The sequence below is a fragment of the Desulfatitalea tepidiphila genome (assembly GCF_001293685.1).
Taxonomy (GTDB): Bacteria; Desulfobacterota; Desulfobacteria; order Desulfobacterales; family Desulfosarcinaceae; genus Desulfatitalea; species Desulfatitalea tepidiphila.
The window spans coordinates 1,920,006-1,937,523 of sequence record NZ_BCAG01000003.1 but is presented as its reverse complement, the minus strand read 5'-3'; the positions used below and the strand labels follow the sequence as shown (position 1 = coordinate 1,937,523).

The window sequence follows — 17,518 nt, the reverse complement described above, 5'->3', positions numbered from 1 at the left end:
TCCATGATTGTCGTCTGCCCGAACTGCCAGACCCAGTATGATTTGAACGACCAGGTCGTCGAAGAGCCGAACTTCATCGCACGCTGTTCAAGGTGCCAGCATATATTCACAGCCTACCGGCCTGTCCGGGTTGAAGAGATATCGTTTATTGATCTGGCAGCGGCGAAAAAAAGAAACGACCATGGGAACATCGTGGCGATCAGCAACCAGAAAGGCGGCGTGGCGAAAACCTCGACATGCTTGAACCTGGGGCTGTCTCTTGCGCAACAAAACAAGCGGGTGCTGCTTATCGACTTCGATGTCCAGGCCAACTTGACCATATCGCTTGGGTACAAAGAAACCACCTCCTTTTACGAAGCTTTGAACGGTGGCCCGAATAGCTTGGAAAAGCTGATTATTCAAACGAAATACAACCATCTGTTTCTCCTTCCCTCCAACAAGAATATGGTATTGCTCAATAAAAAGTATTTCGGAGCGCGCAATTTCGAATTTCTTTTAAAAGATCGCCTGTTGCCCATCAAAGATCGTTTCGACTTCATCCTCATCGATACACCCCCATCGATAGAATTCTTTACTTTAAATGCCCTGACCGCATCGCACCTTATCGTGATTCCCAGTCAGTGCGACTATCTGTCGACCCATGGGATCGACCAGATTCTCAAGCTCATACAGCTGATCAAGGCCAAAACCAACCCATCCATCAAGCCGCGGGTGCTGATCACGATGTTCGATAAGCAGAGCACGGCATCGAAGATGATATGCAACAAGCTCAAGCGGCTTTACGCCGGCCTCACCTTCGACACCATGATCGAGTTGGATGCTCGTGTGCGTGAAGCACAGATATTGAGTCTGCCGGTATTGGAATACAACAAGGAGAGTGTGGCTGGGATGCAGTACGCCGAAGTGGCCAGGGATATCATCGCCCAGCTGTCTGGAAATCAGTAGCGGTGACCTCGAGATTTGACGATCGGTCTGTGATGGCGGGCCGAATCCCCACCTCTATGATTTCCAAGAAGTTGCGTAAGTTCTTTAAATCTCAGCAAATGCTATGGTAGCAACTCGTTATGGGCGCCAAATCGAGATATAGTCTGCAGCGAACCATGATCATCTACTTTCTGCTCATCGGATTCGCTTCCGTTCTGGTCAGTGTCGAGTTCATGGCGGATTTCCACAGTGGCAGCCTTAAATCCGAGATATGGGACAACCTGCAGCGGTTTGGAAATTCGGATCACCACCAGAAAGAGATTTTTGCGCCTATCGATCGGATGAGAAGCAAAGCCATGCTGATGGTGGCCATCATATTGGCGGTGATGCTCATCGTACTGACCATGTTCATCAAGAATATCACTGAACCATTGCAGCACATGATCAAAGTGTCCGAAAAGATTTCGGCCGGCGATCTTAGTCAGAGCGTCCGAATCGAAGCCAATAACGAGCTGGCGGAATTGGGAAACGTGATCAACGAGATGGCCACGAACCTCCAGGAAATTATCCTTCTTTCGCAACGCATGTCCGAGGGCGGAAAGCAATACGTGGAGGAGGCCATCGGACTGCTGAACCAAAGGCCCTTTTCCGACGATCATCTTCCCCGGATGGAATCGTTGGTCCTGAGAATCAAAAATGAATTGGTCGCCTTGGAAGAGGTCATCTCCTGTTTCAACTTCTACTCGGTGGATAAACGACATCATGATGGATAATTGGTGGTCCTTCCCATTCGGCGTGCTCATCGCGATGATTTCTTCCACCGTAGGCATCGGCGGCGGTATCCTGTGGATGCCTTTTTTGTTGATTTTCGTCGGGCTGGGACCCGGTACCGCGGTTTTGACCAGTCTCATGATTCAAACGGTCGGCATGGGATCGGGCACCTTGGCTTACTGGCGCCAACGCCAAATCGACAAGCGCCTTGCCGCCTTCCTGCTCTTATTGACACTGCCCGGTATCGCTTTCGGCGCCTGGTTGACGCAATCGGTGGCGCCTTCCAATCTCGAACTGGTATTAGGTCTCTTGACGTTGTTCACTGCGCTGATTTTTGTCTCCGCCAATCAGAAGTATGGGGATAGCGGAGACGCCCGGGTCGATATGAGAAGGGCTCGACGGTATGGTTGGGCGGTCAGCCTGATGGCTGTTGCCAGCGGCATGCTCAGCGTGAGTATCGGGGAGTGGGTGGTGCCACTGATGCGCAACAAGATGTCGTTGCGCATGGGCGTGGCCGTCGCCACAAGCATCGCGACGATCTTTGGCGTCTGTCTGCTTGCCACCATTTTTCACATCATGGGTGGTGCGCGAGCGGATTGGCCGATCGTCGCCTGGGCCGTCCCCGGCGTTTTGATAGGGGGGCAATTGGGCCCGCGATTGGCTGAACGCATCAATGATCGCGTGTTGAAGGAGATCTTTATCTTTCTTTTGACGCTGATTGGTATTCACCTTATTTATAATTCCTACTGATGGCTATGACATCCGAACGAAGCGAGCAGCACCCATTCGAACACCAGGCCCCGGCACCCAGCAGAAGACCGGTATGGCTGGGGTTGCTCACATTTCTTCTAATCGTCATGGCCTGGGAGGTGTTGGCGCGGTTCAGCGGTTGGAGCGCCCAGATTTTTCCCGATCCATTCACCGTGGTGATCAGCATGGGCCAGTTGGTGAGGGACGGCACCTTGTTGCGCCACACCGTGGCCAGCCTGTTCCGCGTCACGGCCGGCTTTTATCTCGCTGTTTTGCTGGGCGTGCCTCTGGGTATTCTTCTGGGCAGGATGTGGATGGCCAGATCGTTTCTGAATCCGGTCATACAGTTCTTGCGTCCCATTTCTCCTTTGGCATGGATCCCCCTGGCCATGCTGTGGTTTGGTATCGGCGATCCGCCGGCCATTTTTTTGATTTTTCTTTCGAGTTTTTTCCCCATGGTGGTTTCCACCACCGTCGCCGTTCAAAGCATCAACCCGACCTATTTCCAGGTCGCCGCCAATTTTAAATTCACGCGCCGGGAAATGTTGACCATGCTGATCATCCCCGCGATCGTTCCCGAAGTGGTCACGGCCTTGAGATTGACGATCACCATCGCGTGGCTGGTCGTCGTGGCGGCCGAAATGATCGCGGTACAATCGGGTTTGGGCTATCTGATCCTCGATGCGCGCAATGCATTGCGCATGGATTATGTCATGGACGGGATGATCGTCATCGGATTGATCGGCATCGTGCTGGATTGGCTGGTGCGGCGGCTGGGAAACATCGAATCGGCGAGTTGGGGCATAAAAAGCAGATAAGGGTCATGAGCTATATTCAGATTCAAAATCTCACCAAGATTTACATGGGCCGGCGCAGCAAGCCGCGCAGTATCTCTGATCCTGTGGAACAATCGGGCGACAACATCCTGGTGTTGAACAACGTCAGTATGTCTTTCGAAGAGGGAGAGATGGTATGCGTCCTGGGCCCGTCCGGATGCGGCAAGTCGACCCTGCTGCGCATCATCGCAGGCTTCGAAAAACCGACCTACGGATCCGTGAGGGTGGCGAGTGAACGGGTGAGGGGGCCTTCGGACCACTCGATTTTCGTGTTTCAGCACAGCGGGCTTCTGCCCTGGCTGACCGTGGCCGAAAATGTCGGGCTCGCACTCAGAGGCGTGGCCGATGTGAGCGAGAAAAAAAATCAGATTCAAGAATATATCGAGATGGTGGAGTTGGAAGGGTTCGAAGCCTATTATCCCCACCAACTGTCCGGAGGCATGCAGCGGCGAGCCGAACTGGCGCGTGCCATTGCCGTCAACCCAAACCTTTTGATCATGGATGAGCCTTTCAGCGGCCTGGATTTTTTAACGCATATGAAGATGCGTGAAGAAGTGGTCAACATGCACGAGTTCATCCGCAAAACGACGCTGGTGGTCACCCATGATATCGATGATGCGCTGATCATGGGGGATCGCATCGTCGTTCTCAGCGGCAGGCCATCAGTCATCAAACTGGCCCATAAGCTAGACTTCCCGCGGCCGCGGGATTTTGAGCGGGATCAGGAGCTGAGCCGGCTGAGGAGTGAGATCTTTCTCATGCTGGGGGTGCCTTATGCCGTTTAAGGCCCCAGAGCTCTTGACATCATGGCGCTCTTATCCGGTCAGGATAGCTTCGCTGGCCTTCACGTGGTTGATCGTTATCGCGGTGTTGCATCTGACCTTGAACACGGAGCGTGAAGCCAGACCCTTGATAAAAATGGGATACATGCCCGTCGTCACCAATCTGGCGGCCCCCCTCCTGGATGCGGCCAGCTTGGAGTTTCCATCGACACTACGATTTAAAGCCATCAAATTCGCCTCGTTCGCGGAAATGGCGGAGGCGTTGCGCAACAGGGAGATCGAGGCGGCATTTATCATCGCGCCCCTTTCGGTTGTCTTGCATCAGCAAGGCGAAGACGTGCGGGTCGTCTATATCGGGAATCGACATGAAAGCACCATGGTCGTCCGTAAAGATTTGACGGCTTCTTCGTTTGCCGATTTGTCGGGAAGGACGGTGGCCGTACCCATGCGCTATTCAGGACATCACATCGCCATCCGAAAACTGAGCACTGAAGCGGGTATCGAAAATCAGATCCATATCGTAGAGATGAATCCGCCCGACATGGCGTCTGCATTGGCGGCCGGATCATTGGATGCCTATTTTGTCGGCGAGCCGTTCGCTGCCCAGACATTGAAACACGGCACCGGCAAGCTCCTGTTTTACGTGGAAAGCGTCTGGCCCGGTTTTATCTGCAATCTGCTTCTGGTCAAACAAAGCTATATCGATGCCCATCCGGATCGGGTTCAAGCATTGGTGGAAAGCGCCGCCCGTTCAGGGATTTGGGCCCAGGAAAACGTCGCACAGGCGGCACGGATCGCTTCCAAATATTGGGGACAGCCGGTGGATTTGGTTGAATACGCGCTGACCACACCCGATCATCGCATCGTGTACGATCGCTTTGTTCCCAGTGAAACCGAATTGCGAGAATTGGCAAAAATGATGGTGACCTGCGGACTTGCAGAAAAAGAGGCCATCGGAGATCTGGTTGTGGATCGATTTGCAAAACAGGCGGATTTAACCCACATCCAAGGCTTTGATTCTATTTTATCGTTGCCGTAAAAGGTCGCACACGCAACGCGCATCAACCCTTGCGCAGACGATCCAACTCTTTTCGCAAGCTTTCGATCTGCCCTTTCATCTCTTCGATCCGGGCATTGAATCGCCCTTCCAACTCGGCCATCGCCGCTTGAAAAGCGCCATTTCCCATGGTGCCGGCTGCCTCGGCAGCAGCTTCGGCGGCTGAGGTTGCGCCGATGGGAACCGTGGACTTTCGCTGGGATTCGATCTGTTCCTTGAGTTTCTTGAATGCCGATATTTCTTTGGCCACAAGACGCTTTCTATTGGTCTGGTGCATCTGTTTGTCATTGACCAGGGATTCGATACTGGCAAATACAGACATCACCCGCTTTATGGCATCCTGGTGGGCTTGAGCCTTTCGCTGCTGGATGTATCGCGACAAGGCGCGAAGCATTCGCAAGAGGGCGTGGGTTTCCGGCTCTTTCCGGTAAGTGGGCAGCAGGGCGTCTGTTTCGCCGATCAGATCGGAAAGGCACTGGTCCGTGATCTCCCAGTCGATGGACAGCACGGCGGACTTGAGTCTTTCCAGGGAACTGCCGGTATGGGGAGGAGTTGCCGGCGCGGTCTGGTCTTTCTCGCCAAAGAAATCATCCAAGCTGTTTTCGATGTCGTTCACCAGTTTTGATTTCTGAGAATTTTCCAATACCGTCCTCCTATTTCAAATGTTCCTGGAGAGATACAATCGTTAAAGAAATCGCCTTCTTCACCGTGGGGATCACGTTGTGGCCTTTAATGGCGCTGGCCTCGAAGCAGGGCGCCTTCAAGACCGAATTCAAGTCCTTTTCCATCGTCTCGATATCGAGCAGGGCGATTCCCTCGTCGGCGAGATCACGTTTATTGTACTGAAGCACAATCGGAAATTTGTTGTATAGATCGATGCCGTAAAATGCCAGATTCTCTTTGAGGTTTTCCATGGCCATGATATTTTTTTCGCGCATCACCTGCATGGAATCTGCTACGAACACGATCCCGTCGACTCCCTTGAGGACCAGTTTCCGGGTCGCATTGTATTTGACTTGTCCCGGCACGGTGTAAAGCTGGGTCTTGATTTTGTATCCCTGGATTTGCCCGAGCTCAAAAGGAAGAAAATCGAAGAACAGCGTTCGATCACCATGCGTCTTGATGCTGACCATGTCAGACTGAATTCGATGCCGGATACTTGCAAAGATAAAATCCAGATTACTGGTCTTACCCCCACGGCCCGGTCCAACGTATACGATCTTTATCTGGACTTCGCTTTTGCGAATATTGATAACTGCCACGCGGGCATCCTCGCCTTTGGGTTAGCTGCTGAGTCTATTCGAAGACCAACGGATATGCCTGCAATCAGATCTTTTTGGTCGATTCGAATATCTTGCTGATTTTGCCGATGGACTCATCGACCTTTAAACGCAGATAACCCAACGAGACGTCGTTTCCAAAAATGGTCACCAAAAGGAAATCATCCATCACCTTGCTGAAATGGATGTTCTCGCTTTTCCCCTTGTGGAAAAGAAGTGAAAAGTCATCTTCGCCGATAATGGCAGCCATGGCGCAAACCGCGCCGAAGTTGCCAGCGGCCAGAGCCGCCAGGGAATAAACGTCATGACCCACCTGACCATTGTCCAGGTTGGCAATGATGTTGCCGGCCATGTCAATAAGAATGACGCACTTTAGACCAAGGTCCATCAAGTCCTTCTGCAAGACCTCTTCGATACCATCCAGCTGTTCTTGATCGAGTATATAGGACAATGATCTTCCTCCTTTATTCCCAAGTTGAGCAGAATCCCCTTTTAGTTCAGTGAAGTATAGGGAATTCAGAGATTTGTGTCAAACAAAAACAGATTTTTGATGTTTTGCGCGAACGGTTGGGGAGATTTCAAACAGTTGGGCTTGATTTTCCTCGCAAGTGTGCGATATGAGAAAACATATGCAACGCCCTGCAACCTTGTAACGGTGTAGAAAGGGATCCCTGCCATGGCAGATTCAGCTGACCAGGTCGAAAAACACACGCTCTTTTTGCGGTTGGCCGTATCCATCTATAAAATGAAAGATGACGAGCTCAAACTACTGCTCGAAACGCTGGACCCGGACGGCGGCAACACTCCGGGCTCATCCGGCGGCCATCCTGTGAGATCGCAATCGGTAACCGACGATCCGATGCAAAGGCAAATGATGCTGGCCAGGATCTTCGTTCTGCTCAAGCAATCCGATACAGGAACGCTGTTAAAACGACTAAGGGCATTGAAAGATCCCGCTTTCAATTGGGTGCGGGCATATCCGCGCATGGCCTGTTACCTGCTGGTCGATTTTGCCTCCCAGGGAAGAGCCTATCGAAGCTATATTCGAGACATCAGTGCCAGCGGGGTCTTCATCGAAACCGCAGAAAAGTTCCAGGAAGGGCAGGTTGTCTCTTTGTGTTTCACCCTCTCAAATGCCAATGAACCCTTGCCATTCAAGGTGAAGGGGCATGTCTCCCAGATCTATCCCGATGGTATCGGGATCCAGTACGATCAGACGACTTACTATCAGCGTGAGATATTGGACACCCTGATCAAAAAAATCTAATGAGAAACAATCCTCAATTCAGACAGAATTCGTTCGACACTGGAAAGCGCGATGCTGCCTTGTGACAATTCGGAAAACGGCGTCATCTGGGAGATCATCTTGTCGATGAGCAGGTCGTATTCAATCGTGCCCAGCTCTGTGGATTGAACGGTCAGATACTTTTCCGCAACCAATTTGATGATCCTGGCGGCGTTGTCGTCCCGTTCATCCTTTGCCATATTGGTGATCAACATCGGTTTGATGGTGCCGATGGCCCCGGCCAGGTGATTCGCGATCTTGACGCCGTGAGATTTGCGAACCGTTTGGTACAGATCCCGGAATGTCCTCATGTGGCTTTCGTTTTTGGGATCCATGGCGCTTCTGATGATATGTTGCAGTGACGTTTGCTGGCTGGTTTCCCGGCTGAGCTTGCGATACACGGTGTTGCGGATAAAGGCATACGCATTCTGTATCGAGATGGGTTGGGGGGTCAGCACGACGATGGGATAGTCGGCAATCAGAAAAAAGTCCAAAACATTGTACGAGTTGCCGGCGCCCAGGTCGAGAATGACGTGGTCGACCGGCAGGCTGGCGATACTCTGCATGATTTTGGTCTTTTGGGCGTATTGGGGATTGGCCAGGGAGAGAATTTCGCTGGCGCCGCACACCAGGGAGAGATGAGGCACCTGGGTTGGGATGCAAATATCTTCGATGGTATTGTATTTGCGCGTTACGAAATCGTTCAACGTCCGTACCGGTGTTTTGATCCCCAGCATGGTATGCAGATTCGCCCCGCCCAGGTCGGTGTCCACCAGCACGGTTTTCATCTGCTGATTGGCGATCCCCATTGCCAGTAAAATGCTGACCACGCTTTTGCCGACACCGCCTTTGCCGCCGCCGATGGCCCAAATGGTCGGCTTTCGCCTCGATTTCTGCTGTGTGTGAGTCGTCACGTGCGTCCTTCCATTCCGGTGTGGGGCTTATTCGTTTTTGACCATCGTGTCCCATAGACTGAGCAGCAGGTTCTGCTCGCCGACACTGCCCGAGCAGTATTCGATCAGCACCTCCTGGTCCACGGGATTAAGGGTGTCGAACCGTATACCGATGAGTATCGATGTGCCCTGGGCAGTCGGTTGGTGCCTTTGCCAGACAATTTTGCCGGTCAGATTCAGGACGGCTTCCTTGTTGAGCAAATCCAATGTCATGTTCACCAGCCGGCCTTTCAACACAGGCGTATCTGTGTCGATTGCTTTTTCCCCCAGGTCGACACAGATGCCCCCTATAGAAAGATCTATGGCGATTCCGGTTTCTTCGATCTCGTTTTGGCCGGCGGCCATGGTCGGGCAGCGCAGTTCCACCTTGGTGGGAAGTCCGTAGCGCATCGCCCGCCGAACGGTCTGCCATGCCCGGTCGCAAACTCCCCGGGACTCGGGCTTGTACAAGGCCCGAAGCCGCCTTTCGATGTTCGGATACTTTTGGGCGGCGTTGCGAAGCACGGCCCTGGTGACCTTGACCAGTTCGACGTCCGTAACGGATCGGATTTCGGTATCCGACGTGCTGTCGCGATCCAGCGGGAAGATGTTACCGAAAATATCGTTGGGACCCAACAGCTTCGGCTCGTAATCGATACCCGCCATGCGGGCTTCGATCACACATTCCGGCGAGGGCATTTCCGCCAGGAAACCCGAGACGACGAAGAAGATCTCATTGTTGGGTTGATCGACCCGCAGCATCGTTTTCCCTGATCGCTCCTTTACCCTGACCATCCGACGCATCACGGCCACCAACTCGGCATAGCTCATCCCCGCCCAGAACCGTTGCAGCGGCGTTTCGTTGCTGCCCGTTTCATGCAGCAGGGCATGGAAGGCCCGGCCTTCTTCGTGCGTGGGCTTTTGGATGCTCCATTCGAGTATTTTGGATACGATTGCCTGGAGGTTCAACCCTCTCGCAATGAAAAAAACGGCCGCCTCCTCGTACATAGAAACCGCTTCGTCATCACGTCCAAGGCGTTGGAGCAGATCCCCATAGCTTCGATATAAAAACGGGTCATCGGTGTAGATCTTGAGGATCTCTTCGAACTCTTCAGGAGACTCGATGGGCAGGGTGCCGTCGAGAATGCGCTGCATAATGCTGAATTGATGGTCTGTGGGAAGTGCGAGAGGGATTTTCAACGTCACAGTGGCTCTCCCTTGCGTAGGGCTTCCAGTATCGTGTCTATACGCTCGTTTAATATTTCACTTTTCTCGAATGTCAGCCGCATGATTTCATATAAAGGCTTCATACGGCGGTCGATGATCAAAAACATGTTGGTGAGATGGGCCATCCGTTTGTTGATCGCGTCGATCTGTTTCTGAACCGAGGCCATATCCGGCTCGACATAGGGGCGGGCCTGCCGGAACTCCCCGATCATTCGTTCAAGATCGCGCCGTTCTTCTTCGGAGAGACCCATGTTCAATGCAAAGTCTTGTTCGCCCATTCCGGAATCAGACCTCGTCATAACGCTTTAATTGTTCCCGGACGCGTGCATTGATCGAGGCAATACGCTCGTCCTGGTGTTTCAGGGACTCATCGATCTTTGGAGGCGTTGCTTTTCTTCTCGATATCTGATTCGACACCAGCATCCAAATGAGGATAAAGAGAATACCGACCGTGATAACGACCAACGCGAGGATCAGAAAATATTGAAAGCGTCCGACCCCGGATGGTCTCGATTTGTCGATGCCCTTTTCGGCATCCGAGGGTGTCGCCGATTGGCCGTTGGCCGGGGCGCGATCCGTGCTTTCGTGTGTTATTTCATTTTCAGGTGGGGCCGAAGCGTTGCGGTCTTGGGCGGTAATGATGGTTTCATTGTCCAAAACATCTGAGTGTAAGTTTTCGGTGGATGCAGGGGGCGGTGCGGTCTCGCTGTCGATTCCCGGAATTGTGCTGTCAAAAGGCGGTTCGGTAAATCCGGGTGCTGGATTGGCTTGCCCGTCGCCGATGGACTGCGGTTCGGGATGGGGCTGTAAATCCCGGGCCGGTTCCGGGATGGATGCCCCCGCCTGCCAGAAAATATCCAGCGCAAAGCGCGGGGGACTGTCCAGTTCGAACGTTTTCCATCGCTCGTATGGCCGGTTGAAATCCAGTACGATCGCCAGTTGACCCTTCTGGACGAGAACTTGAAGATCCTGGATAAAATGGCCGCGGTCGATGGGAATTTTTCGAATAAAGGCGGGCTGGGTTTCCTTGAAGACCAGCGTGAGTTGTCCGGATGGTAAAGCGCGGATTTGCGCGTCTACCGGTTCGATGTCCGACTCAAAGACAATTCGCGTGAATTTTTCGTATTCTCCAATGCGGATGTCTTTGAGTCGTGCAGCGAAGGACAGGCAGGGGGCTGCAAACAACAGGATGCCGATGCTGACCCAGTAAACGCAACCCCTACGAATAGAAATCAATGCATCCACCATCTCATTGTCGATAAGATCAAGCCCATTTTGTGATCAAGATACGACGGACAGGCAAAGCACGCGCACATCATGCTGCAAGCTTCGAAATTATCCATAAATGGTGAGAAATGTCAAGCGCCGGTTGAGAATGAGATCGGAAGAATTTCTTTAAATCTCGATAAGATGGTGCGTATAAGGGGTATTTCAGTTTGACTTTGGGGAGGGTTTTTTAAAACAGGGCGATGATCAATCCATGTCTGCCTGAACGGTGAAGCCATCCTCCTCCAATGCTTTCTTGATCGATTGGGTGTCACATGGTGTCAATCTGAAATAATAGGTGCGTTTGGCCGTTCGCTCAGCCGTCATGCCGACATTGATGATATCCCCGCCCAGGCTGTGGATGATCTGTATCGCTTTGTTCAGCCCCCCCGGTCCCTCTCCCGTGGTCACATCGATCCGGGCACTGCTGGACAAAATGCCCATCATATCGATGAAGGTCCGCAATAAATCCGATTCCGTGATGATGCCGACGAGTTTTTGTCCGCGCGTCACGGGCAGTCCACCGATTTTGTGTTTGTAAATCAGCTGGGCCGCGATTTCGACATCGCTTTCCGGAGATATGGTAATGGGGTTCTTGATCATCAGGTCCGAGAGGGTGAAATCCCCGATCATGGAGGGTATCAGCGCCTGTTTGAGATCGGCCAGCGTGAGAAGTCCCTTCAGGTTCATCTTTTCGTCCACTACGGGCAGGTGCCGGATCGAATTGAGTTTCATCACTTCCAATGCCTCGCCGACTGTCTTTTTGGCAGTGACGGTGATCGGATCGGGAACCATAAGGGATCTGATTTTCATCGAACGGCCCTTTCTAAATGGGTGCGTCGATTACTATTTAGCACTGAAAAAACAGAACAAACAAGCTCTTTTTTGCCGGGCGGCGGAGAAGGGGAGGAACTGGTAAAGCGTCGTAGGGGCGGGCTCTACGCCCGCCCGCAACATCCACCTGAGTTGATGGCTTGGACGGTGACGGAAAGCTATTTATGGGCACTATCTATCTGTCGGCTGATACAGGCACAGCGGCTCTTGAGCCATGAAGTCGCCGGTGGCCTCGTAGGCCCGGGCGCGGCAACCGCCGCACACCCTGCGATATTCACATATCCCGCATTTCCCCTGGAGTTGATCGACATCGCGCAGCTGTTTGAATTGGGGCGAATGGATCCATATGTGGCCGAACGGCTCCTTGGTGACGTCGCCGCACTTCAGATCGAGGAATCCACAGGGCTGAACGATCCCCCGATGGGAGATGAAGCAAAACCCGGTGCCGGCCAGGCAGCCGCGCGTGACCGCATCGAGGCCATGGGTCTCGAATGTCACCGTTTGTCCGTCCGCCTTGGCCCGCTGGCGCAAAATACGATGATAATGCGGGGCGCAGGTGGCCTTCAGCTGAAGCTGGGTCTTATCGCGTTGGTCGTAAAACCAGTTGAGTGTCTCCTCGTATTCCCGGGCGTCGATCTCCTGGTCCACGATGTATTTGCCCCGGCCGGTGGGCACCAGTAGGAAAATATGGTGGGCCACGGCCCCGAGTTGCTCCGCCAATTTCAGGATCAGCGGAATCTGATCGAGGTTGGTCTTGGTGACCGTCGTGTTGATTTGGAACTGGATGCCCGCTGATTTGGCATGGGCGATGCCCCGCAGCGCACCTTCGAAGGCGCCTTGAACCCCCCGGAAACGATCGTGGCTCTCGGCGTCGGCCCCATCGAGACTGATGCTGATGCGCTGGATCCCCGATTCGGCAAGACGCCCGGCAATATCGGCCGTCAGCAACGTGCCGTTGGGGGCCATGACCATTTTCAAGCCCAGCGTGTCGCCATACTTGGCGATATCGAAGATGTCCTCCCTCAGCAGCGGTTCCCCGCCGGTGAGAATGACGATCGGTTTGGCGACTTCGGCAATTTGTTCCAGCAATCGAAATGATGCCTGGGTGTCCAGTTCGCCGCTATAGGGCCCGCAAGTCGCTGAAGCCCGGCAATGGATGCAGGACAGATTGCAATTGCGCGTCGTTTCCCATGCGACCAGACGCAACGGCGGTACGCCAGGTTCTGTTTTCATATGATCGGCACGAACCGCATGGGGATGGTGTGGGGGATGTTGCATGATCTTTTGCCTGTCTATTTAAGTTGTAAAAACAGAATGTTTTTATGGATTATCTAAAGTTTTTGGATCACTTTTTACGGTTTTATCTCCTTTGCTGCATCCATGGCGAAGTAGGTGATGATGATATCCGCACCGGCCCGTTTAATGGCGGTCAGCATCTCCATCATGGTTCGCTTTTCGTCCAGCCACCCGCGTTCCGCCGCGGCCTTGACCATGGCAAACTCCCCGCTCACGTTATAGGCGGCCACAGGGAGATCGAATTCCTCCCTGACCCGGCAGATGATATCCAGATAGGGCATGGCCGGTTTCACCATGATGATGTCGGCCCCTTCCTCCACATCCATGGCCACTTCGCGGATCGCTTCCAGGGAGTTGGCCGGATCCATCTGATAGGATCGTCGATCACCGAATTTGGGCGCCGAATCGGCGGCTTCCCTGAATGGGCCGTAAAATGCCGAACAATACTTGGCCGCGTAGGACATGATCGGAATGTGACTGAAGTCGGCCTCGTCCAGGGCATTGCGTATTTCCGTCACCCTGCCGTCCATCATGTCCGACGGCGCCACCATGTCGGCGCCGGCCTTGACGTGGGACAGCGCCGTCCTGGCCAAAAGGTCCAGCGTGGCGTCGTTGTCAATGGTGTGCCCCTCGACCACGCCGCAATGGCCATGGTCGGTATATTCGCACAAGCACACATCGGTGATGACGGCCAGATCCGGCAGCTTATCCTTGATGGCGCGCACCGCTTTTTGCACGATGCCGTCTTTGGCATAGGCCTGGGTGCCCAACGCATCCTTTTTGGGGGGAATGCCAAAGAGAATGACGCCGGGGATGCCGAGTTTGAAAGCCTCCTCGGCCGCCTTGACCACATGATTGACCGAAAGCTGAAAATGACCGGGCATGGAGGGAATGGGATTTTTCACATCCTTGCCGTGAATGGCGAACAATGGCAGGATGAGATCGTCCACCCGCAAATGGGTCTCACGTACCATTCGCCTGAAAGCCTCGCTCTGGCGCATGCGCCGCGGCCGATAATCGGGAAAAAGCATCGTCGACTCCGTTCCGTTAAGAGGGTTTTGAAGATTCAAGCAAACATTGAAATTCAAGTGGCGACCGTTAAACCGTCTGCGCAATCTCCTCATCCGTCAAATAGCATGCCGGATCCGCCGCCCAGACATTGCCGCTGACCGCCTCGGCCCTAACCCGGAAATTGCCGCCGCAGACGTCCAGCCAGCGGCACGAAGCGCAACGTCCCTGGACATATTTCTTTTTATCCTTGAGGTGCAGCAGCAGCGGATCTTCGGGCTCGGTCCAGATCTTGGAAAAAGGCCTCTGCCGAACGTTGCCGAAACTGTGATGGCGCCAGAACTGGTCCGCATAGACCTCTCCATCCCAGCTGACACAGCCGATACCGCGCCCCGAGCTGTTGCCTTCGTTCATCTTCAACAGCTCGAGCACCTCTGCGGCCCGCTCGGGATCTTTTTCCTTCATACGCAAATAGAGGTAGGGGCCGTCGGCATGATTGTCTACCGTGAGCACCTCTTTGGGTTTGCCCTTGGCGTGCAGTTCCCGGGTGCGCTCCATGATCAGATCCACTGCCGCGCGCGTCTCCGCATGCGAAAGATCGTCTGCCAGAAGGGCCGAACCGCGACCCGCATAAACGAGATGGTAAAAACAGATGCGTGGAATATCCATCTCTTCCAACAGGTCGAAAATGCCAGGGATTTCCCGGACATTCTGTTTGTTCATGGTAAAGCGAAGGCCCACCTTGATGCCGGCCGCCTGGCAGTTGCGAATCCCTTTGAGCGCTTTTGCGAAAGCCCCTTTGACCCCCCGGAAATGATCGTTGACCGGTTCCAGGCCGTCGAGGCTGATGCCCACGTAGGATAGTCCTATTTCCTTTAGAGTTCGGGCCGTTTTGCCATCGATCAGCGTGCCGTTGGTGCTGATCACGGCCCGCATGCCCTTGTCCACCGCATACGCGGCAAGGTCCGGCAAATCCTTGCGCACCAGAGGCTCTCCGCCCGAGAACAGCATCACCGGCGCACCGAAAGCCGCCAGATCATCAATCAGGCGAAACCCCTCCTCGGTGGTCAGCTCGTCCGAGGTGCCTTGTTCGGTGGCATGTGCATAACAGTGAACGCACCTGAGATTGCACGCCTTGGTGACGTTCCAAACGACCACCGGGCGTTTGTCTTCAGAAAATTGGAGCAGGTGACTGGGCAGTTTCGAGGAGTGGCGGCCGTAGCGCAACGCATCGCTGGGCTCTACCGTGCCGCAGTAGAGCTTTGAAATTCCGATCATTTCAATTTATCCTTTCAAGTTCTGCTTTAATCTTTTCTGTTGGTGTCGGCCGGGGGCAGGGGGGCGTTGTTCGGCACCTGGGCCTCTTTGAGCAGTTGGCTGATGAACTGGTCCGGCGCATCGAGCGCCTGGCGCGTCAGGAAAAAACGGTTGCGCCCCGTTTTTTCCCGCACCAGCTTGAACCCATACTCCAGGTTGTCGCTCAACTGCTTGTAGACGGCATCGAGGTTCGTGGCGCCTTCCAGCCAGCGCATAATGATGAAATCGATGGCCTCTTCCTCGAACACGATGTTGATACCGTGTTTTTTGAGAAATTGCATCTCGATACTTTTGACCTGTTCGCAGAAATGGGTGAAGCGTTCAAAGACACCATTGATATCCGTCGTATGAACGGTGTAATAATCCGCGATCAAGGTCACGCGCAGCGGCGTCAAGGGCAGCCCGTATTTATCGCTCAGGTGTGTCTTGTTCTCATTCACGTAGCGCTCGATCTTCTGACGCTCTTCAATTCTGACCCGCTCGAAAATCGCCTTCATTTCAGGATCATCCGGTTCAGATTCGAGCTTGGCCAACCACACCTGAGGCGATTCGATCACCTCCCGGGTCACCGCAAATCGCTTCACCTTGGTCGAAGGCAGCCGCGTTTCGAAGCTCAGCAAAGCCCGCTCCACGGCACTGACCAAACCTCGTGCGCCCGTGCTCTCCGCAAAGGCGTGTTCGGCCAGCAGTCGCAAGCCATCATCGCTGAACGTGACCCCGATGCCGTAGGAGGCGAAATCCACCTTTTTCCCGAGAATGATTGGATTGTTGGGATTGCTCAGAATATCGTACAGATCCCCTTCGGACAGTTGTTCGAAAACGGCGCGCACCGGCAGCCGGCCCACGAACTCGGATTCGAAGCCATACCCGATCAAATCCTCGGACTTGACCAGGCTCAACATCTCCGACGCCTCTCGATGCCTCCCCAGGTGCGCCCCGAAACCAATGGGCTGTTCGGTCAGGCGCTTTCTGATGATGGCCTCCAGCCCGGAAAAAGCGCCGCTCATGATAAAAAGGATATTTTTGGTATTGATCGAGGACTTGTCCCGGCTTCCCGTCTTTCGGAACCGTTCGATCTCCTGCAGCATCGAGATCGGATCGTGGGGCACCTTCAAATCGACATCGGTCTCTTCCATGGGCTTGAGCAGCGCCCGCTGCACCCCGGTGCGCGACACATCCGCCCCGATCAGGTTGTGGGCCGAGGCGATCTTGTCGATTTCATCTATATAAATGATGCCGTATTGGGCCCGATCGAGATCCCCATCCGCTTCACGAACCAGGTCTCTAACCAGGTCCTCCACGTCACCGCCCACATAACCCGTTTCGCTGAACTTGGTGGCATCCCCCTTCACGAACGGCACGCCGATCTTGTGGGCGATCAGGCGGATCATATAGGTCTTGCCCACACCCGTGGGGCCGAGCATCAAGATGTTGTTCTTGATACTGCCCACCATGTCGCTCATGCTGTCAGGGGACGCCTGCCGGTGGCGGATGCGGTTGAAATGGGTGCAGATTTTGGTGGCCAGGATCGCTTTGGCCTGCCGTTGTTTGATGATGTACTGATCCAGGTAGGCGATCAGCTCTTCGGGCTTCAAATCAAAATTGATATCCACCGCATGATCGATGGGCTTTTCCACCGTGTCGCTCGTCTCGGTCTGGGGCACCACGATGGGTGTCGCCAATTTGACCGATCCGCCGAACTTCTTGGCCAGAAAGTCGCCCAACTCTTTTTCCAACTCTTTGGGATCCGGAAATTTCTCATCACGTATGTTCATAATGAACGGACTATAATCACCTATAAAAATGTTTGCAAGATCAACGCACATTTACCGGTTTGCAGCCCAGAGCGTTTCCTGGATTCCGGCGTTCGCCGGAGTGACGGGGCAGGTACCAGGTGCCGGGGCAAATTACATTTCCGTCAAGAGCAATAACCAATTTTGCCCGTGCAGGGTG

The 17,518-nt window shown here is 53.8% G+C and carries 19 protein-coding genes; 7 read left to right on the top strand and 12 right to left on the bottom strand.

Annotated features, from left to right (window positions below; all coding sequences use genetic code 11):
- Window positions 1-3 precede the first annotated feature (3 nt).
- The 6 genes from DFT_RS13320 to DFT_RS13295 all read left to right on the top strand — a co-directional run bounded on the left by DFT_RS13320 (window position 4) and on the right by DFT_RS13295 (window position 5,102).
- Complete coding sequence (locus DFT_RS13320; RefSeq protein ID WP_054031659.1) at window positions 4-945, top strand: AAA family ATPase; 942 nt, start codon at window positions 4-6, stop codon at window positions 943-945.
- A 155-nt stretch (window positions 946-1,100) separates the two neighbouring features.
- Window positions 1,101-1,697 (top strand): HAMP domain-containing protein, encoded by a 597-nt coding sequence (locus DFT_RS13315; RefSeq protein WP_161807155.1) that lies wholly within the window; start codon window positions 1,101-1,103, stop codon window positions 1,695-1,697.
- Window positions 1,621-2,445: a sulfite exporter TauE/SafE family protein gene (locus tag DFT_RS13310; RefSeq protein ID WP_083453495.1), complete on the top strand. Its 825-nt coding sequence runs from the start codon at window positions 1,621-1,623 to the stop codon at window positions 2,443-2,445. The genes DFT_RS13315 and DFT_RS13310 overlap by 77 nt, the downstream gene beginning before the upstream one ends.
- Window positions 2,446-2,450: 5 nt before the next feature.
- Window positions 2,451-3,263 (top strand): ABC transporter permease, encoded by an 813-nt coding sequence (locus tag DFT_RS13305; protein WP_083453494.1) that lies wholly within the window; start codon window positions 2,451-2,453, stop codon window positions 3,261-3,263.
- Between the two features lie 5 nt (window positions 3,264-3,268).
- Window positions 3,269-4,066, top strand: a complete 798-nt coding sequence (locus tag DFT_RS13300) for an ABC transporter ATP-binding protein (protein WP_054031656.1) — start codon at window positions 3,269-3,271, stop codon at window positions 4,064-4,066.
- The gene (locus tag DFT_RS13295; RefSeq protein WP_076750555.1) at window positions 4,056-5,102 is read left to right on the top strand and encodes an ABC transporter substrate-binding protein; all 1,047 of its coding nucleotides are present in this window, start codon (window positions 4,056-4,058) and stop codon (window positions 5,100-5,102) included. The genes DFT_RS13300 and DFT_RS13295 overlap by 11 nt, the downstream gene beginning before the upstream one ends.
- A gap of 22 nt (window positions 5,103-5,124) precedes the next feature.
- On the opposite strand, the gene DFT_RS13290 is transcribed toward DFT_RS13295, so the two are convergent.
- The 3 genes from DFT_RS13290 to DFT_RS13280 all read right to left on the bottom strand — a co-directional run bounded on the left by DFT_RS13290 (window position 5,125) and on the right by DFT_RS13280 (window position 6,851).
- Window positions 5,125-5,763: a hypothetical protein gene (locus tag DFT_RS13290; RefSeq protein ID WP_054031654.1), complete on the bottom strand. Its 639-nt coding sequence runs from the start codon at window positions 5,761-5,763 to the stop codon at window positions 5,125-5,127.
- A gap of 10 nt (window positions 5,764-5,773) precedes the next feature.
- Window positions 5,774-6,382 carry a GTP-binding protein gene (locus DFT_RS13285; protein ID WP_054031653.1) on the bottom strand — a complete coding sequence of 203 codons (609 nt, stop codon included), beginning with the start codon at window positions 6,380-6,382 and terminating at the stop codon, window positions 5,774-5,776.
- A gap of 64 nt (window positions 6,383-6,446) precedes the next feature.
- Window positions 6,447-6,851, bottom strand: coding sequence for a roadblock/LC7 domain-containing protein (locus DFT_RS13280; RefSeq protein WP_235506227.1), 405 nt, complete (start codon window positions 6,849-6,851; stop codon window positions 6,447-6,449).
- 225 nt (window positions 6,852-7,076) lie between these two features.
- Here DFT_RS13280 and DFT_RS13275 point away from each other — a divergent pair, with 225 nt between their 5' ends.
- On the top strand, window positions 7,077-7,667 hold the full coding sequence (locus DFT_RS13275) for a PilZ domain-containing protein (protein ID WP_054031652.1): 591 nt from the start codon (window positions 7,077-7,079) through the stop codon (window positions 7,665-7,667).
- Here DFT_RS13275 and DFT_RS13270 read toward each other — a convergent pair.
- The 9 genes from DFT_RS13270 to DFT_RS13230 form a co-directional block, all read right to left on the bottom strand.
- The gene (locus DFT_RS13270; RefSeq protein ID WP_054031651.1) at window positions 7,664-8,599 is read right to left on the bottom strand and encodes a P-loop NTPase; all 936 of its coding nucleotides are present in this window, start codon (window positions 8,597-8,599) and stop codon (window positions 7,664-7,666) included. The genes DFT_RS13275 and DFT_RS13270 overlap by 4 nt on opposite strands.
- A 27-nt stretch (window positions 8,600-8,626) precedes the next feature.
- Window positions 8,627-9,823 (bottom strand): PilZ domain-containing protein, encoded by a 1,197-nt coding sequence (locus DFT_RS13265; RefSeq protein ID WP_054031650.1) that lies wholly within the window; start codon window positions 9,821-9,823, stop codon window positions 8,627-8,629.
- A complete protein-coding gene (locus tag DFT_RS13260; RefSeq protein WP_054031649.1) occupies window positions 9,820-10,122 on the bottom strand; it encodes a hypothetical protein in 303 nt (100 codons plus the stop codon). The genes DFT_RS13265 and DFT_RS13260 overlap by 4 nt, the downstream gene beginning before the upstream one ends.
- 7 nt (window positions 10,123-10,129) lie before the next feature.
- On the bottom strand, window positions 10,130-11,080 hold the full coding sequence (locus DFT_RS13255) for a hypothetical protein (RefSeq protein WP_152971980.1): 951 nt from the start codon (window positions 11,078-11,080) through the stop codon (window positions 10,130-10,132).
- 237 nt (window positions 11,081-11,317) lie between these two features.
- The gene (locus DFT_RS13250) at window positions 11,318-11,923 is read right to left on the bottom strand and encodes a CBS domain-containing protein (protein ID WP_054031647.1); all 606 of its coding nucleotides are present in this window, start codon (window positions 11,921-11,923) and stop codon (window positions 11,318-11,320) included.
- Between the two features lie 192 nt (window positions 11,924-12,115).
- A complete protein-coding gene (gene ahbD / locus DFT_RS13245; protein ID WP_083453493.1) occupies window positions 12,116-13,222 on the bottom strand; it encodes a heme b synthase in 1,107 nt (368 codons plus the stop codon).
- Window positions 13,223-13,296: 74 nt separating this feature from the next.
- Window positions 13,297-14,271: a porphobilinogen synthase gene (gene hemB / locus DFT_RS13240; protein WP_054031646.1), complete on the bottom strand. Its 975-nt coding sequence runs from the start codon at window positions 14,269-14,271 to the stop codon at window positions 13,297-13,299.
- 67 nt (window positions 14,272-14,338) lie between these two features.
- Window positions 14,339-15,526: a 12,18-didecarboxysiroheme deacetylase gene (gene ahbC / locus DFT_RS13235; RefSeq protein ID WP_054031645.1), complete on the bottom strand. Its 1,188-nt coding sequence runs from the start codon at window positions 15,524-15,526 to the stop codon at window positions 14,339-14,341.
- Between the two features lie 26 nt (window positions 15,527-15,552).
- Complete coding sequence (locus tag DFT_RS13230) at window positions 15,553-17,340, bottom strand: AAA family ATPase (protein ID WP_054031644.1); 1,788 nt, start codon at window positions 17,338-17,340, stop codon at window positions 15,553-15,555.
- Window positions 17,341-17,518 lie beyond the last annotated feature (178 nt).

Excerpts from the sequence above, each read along its gene's own strand:
- DFT_RS13315 (WP_161807155.1), top strand. The coding sequence starts at position 1,101 with ATGATCATCTACTTTCTGCTCATCGGATTCGCTTCCGTTCTGGTCAGT.
- DFT_RS13260 (WP_054031649.1), bottom strand. The coding sequence starts at position 10,122 with ATGGGCGAACAAGACTTTGCATTGAACATGGGTCTCTCCGAAGAAGAA.
- DFT_RS13310 (WP_083453495.1), top strand. The coding sequence starts at position 1,621 with ATGAATTGGTCGCCTTGGAAGAGGTCATCTCCTGTTTCAACTTCTACT.
- ahbC (WP_054031645.1), bottom strand. The coding sequence starts at position 15,526 with ATGATCGGAATTTCAAAGCTCTACTGCGGCACGGTAGAGCCCAGCGAT.
- DFT_RS13320 (WP_054031659.1), top strand. The coding sequence starts at position 4 with ATGATTGTCGTCTGCCCGAACTGCCAGACCCAGTATGATTTGAACGAC.
- DFT_RS13275 (WP_054031652.1), top strand. The coding sequence starts at position 7,077 with ATGGCAGATTCAGCTGACCAGGTCGAAAAACACACGCTCTTTTTGCGG.
- DFT_RS13305 (WP_083453494.1), top strand. The coding sequence starts at position 2,451 with ATGACATCCGAACGAAGCGAGCAGCACCCATTCGAACACCAGGCCCCG.
- DFT_RS13250 (WP_054031647.1), bottom strand. The coding sequence starts at position 11,923 with ATGAAAATCAGATCCCTTATGGTTCCCGATCCGATCACCGTCACTGCC.
- ahbD (WP_083453493.1), bottom strand. The coding sequence starts at position 13,222 with ATGCAACATCCCCCACACCATCCCCATGCGGTTCGTGCCGATCATATG.
- DFT_RS13300 (WP_054031656.1), top strand. The coding sequence starts at position 3,269 with ATGAGCTATATTCAGATTCAAAATCTCACCAAGATTTACATGGGCCGG.
- DFT_RS13230 (WP_054031644.1), bottom strand. The coding sequence starts at position 17,340 with ATGAACATACGTGATGAGAAATTTCCGGATCCCAAAGAGTTGGAAAAA.
- hemB (WP_054031646.1), bottom strand. The coding sequence starts at position 14,271 with ATGCTTTTTCCCGATTATCGGCCGCGGCGCATGCGCCAGAGCGAGGCT.
- DFT_RS13295 (WP_076750555.1), top strand. The coding sequence starts at position 4,056 with ATGCCGTTTAAGGCCCCAGAGCTCTTGACATCATGGCGCTCTTATCCG.